Source organism: Mesorhizobium sp. M7A.F.Ca.ET.027.03.2.1 (assembly GCF_003999175.1).
Classification (GTDB): Bacteria; Pseudomonadota; Alphaproteobacteria; order Rhizobiales; family Rhizobiaceae; genus Mesorhizobium.
Genome location: NZ_RZOM01000548.1, coordinates 1 through 4,068 on the forward strand (window position 1 = coordinate 1; position 4,068 = coordinate 4,068).

The following is a 4,068-nucleotide window of genomic DNA, read 5'->3' on the forward strand; positions in this document are numbered from 1 at the left end:
CCTCGGCACCGGCCATCGGGCCGACCATCGGCATGACCTCGCTCGGCAGCAGCTGCCTGCGCTACATGAAGACGCTGAAGCCGGCGCTGGAACGGCGCGGCTATGACGTTGCCGTCTTCCACACCACCGGAATGGGCGGCCGCGCCTTCGAATCGATTGCCGGTCAGGACCACTTTTGCGCGGTGTTCGACTTCAGCCTGCAGGAAATCACCAATCATCTTGCGGGCTCTGTCGTCAGTTCCGGCACCGACCGGTTGGAGAATGCTGGCGCTCGCGGCATTCCGCAGATCGCCGCACCCGGGGCGGTCGACATGGTCGATCTGCCGACCTGGCAGGATTTGCCGGCTAAATTCTCGACGCGGCCGTTTCATGCCCACAACAGGCTGATCGCGTCGATCACCGTCGATGCCGACGATCGCCGCCAGGTCGCCAGGACCATCGCCGCCAAACTGGGTGCCGCGAAAGGCCGCTCCGCCTTCATCCTGCCTACCGGCGGCATCCAGGAATGGGATACGCAGGGTGAGCCGCTTTATGACCCCGAAGCCCTGGCTGCCTTCGCCGATGAAATGCGCAGGGCTATTCCCGCCGGGGTCGAGTTCCACGAGATCGACGCCCATATCAACAGCGACGACTTCGTCGACAAGGCGCTCGAGATCTTCGACCGCTGGGTCGAGGAAGGCATCATCCCGCGCGGCAAGCCGGCCGAGGGAGTGGCAGCGTGAGCGCTGTTCCGGCCCAGGCACTGGTCCTCGATTTCGGCGGCGTCGTCACCCGGACGCTGTTCGAGACGCATGCCTTGACCGAACAGGCGCTCGGCCTCGCGCCGGGGACGCTGCAATGGCGCGGGCCGTTCGATCCGGGCAGCGATCCGCTGTGGCGCGCCATGCAGGCCGACGAGATCAGCGAGCGCGACTACTGGCGCTCCCGCACCAGTGAGGTCGGTCAGCTCATCGGCGAGGACTGGCAGGCGATGGAGACCTTCGTCCAACGAGCGCGCGGCGCCGAGCCGGAAAAGGTGGTGCGGCCCGAGGCCGACAGCGCCATTCGCACGGTGCATGCGGCGGGTTTTCGGCTGGCGATCCTGTCCAACGAACTCGACCTGTTCTACGGCGCCGATTTCCGCCGGCGGTTGCCTTTGCTCGGCCTGTTCGATGTGATCATCGACGCCACTTACACCGGCATCCTCAAGCCCGATCCACGCGCCTATGCCTTCGTCACCGAGGCGCTCGGCCTGCCGGCTGGCGCTTGCGTCTTCGTCGACGACCAGCGGCGCAATGTCGATGGCGGCTGTGCTGCCGGCATGCGCACGGTCCATTTCGACGTCGCTCGCCCGGCTCATTCCTATGCCGAAGCCCTCGGTCATTTCGGCCTCGTCCCAGTTGCCTGAGATTTTTTTGCGGAGTCCTCCATGCGCGACATCAATTTTCTCACCGAAACCAACGCCAAGCCGATCTGGCACCCGATGGCGCATCCGGCCGAGATGCGGGCCAACCCGCCGAAGGTGATCATGAAAGGCGAGGGTGTGATGGTCACCGACATAGCCGGCAACACTGTGCTCGACGCCGTCGGCGGTCTGTGGAACGTCAATCTCGGCTACAGCTGCGACCCGATCAAGCAGGCGATCGCCGACCAGCTTTCGGCGCTGCCCTATTATTCCGGTTTTCGCGGCACTTCGACAGGACCGTCGATCGAACTCGCCTACGAACTCTGCGAATGGTTCGAGCCGGAAGGCATGGTGCGGACCTTCTTCACCTCGGGCGGCTCGGATTCGGTCGAAACGGCACTTCGGCTGGCGCGGCAATACTGGAAGATCCGCGGCCAGGCCGACCGGACAAAATTCCTCGCCTTGAAGAAGGGCTATCACGGCACGCATTTCGGCGGCGCGTCGGTCAACGGCAATGCCAATTTCCGCCGCAACTACGAGCCGCTGCTGCCCGGCGTCTTCCACATTCCCGCCCCTTGGACCTTCCGCAACCCGTTCGATGAGACCGACCCAGCGCGGCTGGCGAAACTGTGCGCCAAGGCGCTGGAGGACGAAATCGCCTTCCAGGGCGGCGACACCATCGCCGCTTTCATCCTGGAGCCGGTTCTCGGCGCCGGCGGCGTCATCGTTCCGCATGAGAGCTTCATGCCACTGGTGCGTGAGATCTGCGACCGCCATGAAATCCTGCTGATCGCCGACGAGGTAGTGACGGGCTTCGGCCGCACCGGCGCATGGTCGGGCTCGCGTCTGTCCGGCGTGAAGCCGGACTTCATGACCATCGCCAAGGCGATCACGTCAGGCTATTTCCCGCTCGGCGCGACCTTGATCGGCGGAAAAGTCGCCGATGTCTTCGAGGCCGACAAGACCAGTTTTGGTGCGATCGGCCACGGCTATACCTATTCCGGCCACCCGGTCGGCTGCGCGGCGGGTCTGGCGGCGCTTGCAGAGACCAAACGGCTTCGCCTGAACGAGAACGCGGCGGCACGGGGCGTCGAACTCGCGGCCACGCTGGAGGGGCTGAAGGCCAGGCATGCGATCGTCGGCGATGTCAGGTACAAGGGCCTGATGGCGGCGCTGGAGCTGGTCTCGGACCGCACGACGAAAAAGCCTGCCGACAAGAAGACCATGGCCGTGGTTTCGGAGGCCGCCTATGAGGCCGGCGTCATGCTGCGCGTGTCGGGCAACGCCATCATCCTGTCGCCGCCGCTCATCATCAGCGCTGCCGATGTGACGAAGATCGGCGAAGCATTGGATGCGGGCCTGTCGAAGGCCTGACGGGTTAGCTGGACACAACGGAGTTTCAAGACGCAATGAGCCAATCGCAAGAAGCACTGGTTAGCCGGCGTTCCCGCCTGCTCGGCGCGAAATCGCAATTGTTCTACGACGAGCCCGTGCATCTGGTGCGCGGCGAAGGTGTCTGGCTCTACGATGCCGATGGTCGGAAATATCTCGACGCCTACAACAATGTCGCACATGTCGGCCACTGCCACCCGCATGTGGTCGAAGCCCTGTGCCGGCAGGCCAGCCTGCTCAACACCCACACGCGCTATCTGCACACCGCCATCCTTGATTATGTCGAGCGGCTGACCGCGACCTTCGCTGCCAGCCTGTCGTCCGCCATCCTGACCTGCACCGGCAGTGAGGCCAACGACATCGCGCTGCGCATGGCGCAGGCCGCCACCGGCCGCATGGGCGTCATCGCCACCGACGCCACCTACCATGGCAACACCACGGCGGTTTCGCAGCTCAGCACCCGCATGCCGCCGGTCGGTGGCCGCGCCCGCAATGTCAGGCTGGTGCCGGCGCCTGACAGCTATCGCCATCAGGATGCGATGGCCAACGGCAAAGCCTTTGGCGACGCGGTGCGCGAAGCCATCGCCTCGCTGGAGCAGGATGGCATCGGCCTGTCCGGCATCATCCTGTGTCCGCTGCTCGCCAATGAAGGCTTTCCGACGCTCCCATCCGGATTTTTCGACGACGCGATGCGCGCGGTGCGTGACGCCGGCGGACTGGTCATCGCCGATGAGGTGCAGCCCGGTTTCGGCCGCACCGGCAGTCATTTCTGGGGCCACCAGCGCGCTGGCTTCGTTCCCGACATCCTCACCATGGGCAAGCCGATGGGCAACGGCCATCCGGTCGCCGCCGTGGTCACCTCGAGGGAGATCCTGGCGACCTTCCGCAACGCTTTCCGCTACTTCAACACCTTCGGCGGCAACCCGGTTTCCTGCGCGGTGGCGAATGCCGTTCTCGACGTCATCGAGCAGGAAGATCTCGTCGCCAACGCACGCGATGTCAGCGCCTATGCGCTTGGGCTGCTGCGCCCGCTGGCGGATCGGCATGAATGCATCGGCGAGGTCAGGGGCGCCGGCCTGTTCCTCGGCGCCGAATTGGTTCACGACCGCGAGACGCGCGAGCCGGCGCCCGACATTGCCGAGCAGGTCGCCAACCGCATGCGCCACTGCGGTGTGCTCATGGGCAAGACCGGCATCCACGGCAATGTGCTGAAGATCCGCCCGCCCATGCCGTTCTCGCGCGACAATGCCGACGTCCTGATCGGCGTCCTCGACGAGGTGCTGGGTGAAGTC

At 65.1% G+C, this 4,068-nt stretch carries 4 protein-coding genes; all 4 read left to right on the forward strand.

Annotation, left to right across the window (positions count from 1 at the left end):
• A partial coding sequence (locus EN750_RS21885) for a Tm-1-like ATP-binding domain-containing protein (RefSeq protein WP_189526372.1) occupies window positions 1–722 on the forward strand: 722 nt, incomplete at its 5' end.
• Window positions 719–1,387: an HAD-IA family hydrolase gene (locus tag EN750_RS21890; protein WP_127397619.1), complete on the forward strand. Its 669-nt coding sequence runs from the start codon at window positions 719–721 to the stop codon at window positions 1,385–1,387. The genes EN750_RS21885 and EN750_RS21890, both read left to right, overlap by 4 nt.
• A gap of 21 nt (window positions 1,388–1,408) precedes the next feature.
• Complete coding sequence (locus tag EN750_RS21895) at window positions 1,409–2,758, forward strand: aminotransferase class III-fold pyridoxal phosphate-dependent enzyme (RefSeq protein WP_127397620.1); 1,350 nt, start codon at window positions 1,409–1,411, stop codon at window positions 2,756–2,758.
• Between the two features lie 35 nt (window positions 2,759–2,793).
• A partial coding sequence (locus EN750_RS21900; RefSeq protein WP_127397621.1) for an aminotransferase class III-fold pyridoxal phosphate-dependent enzyme occupies window positions 2,794–4,068 on the forward strand: 1,275 nt, incomplete at its 3' end.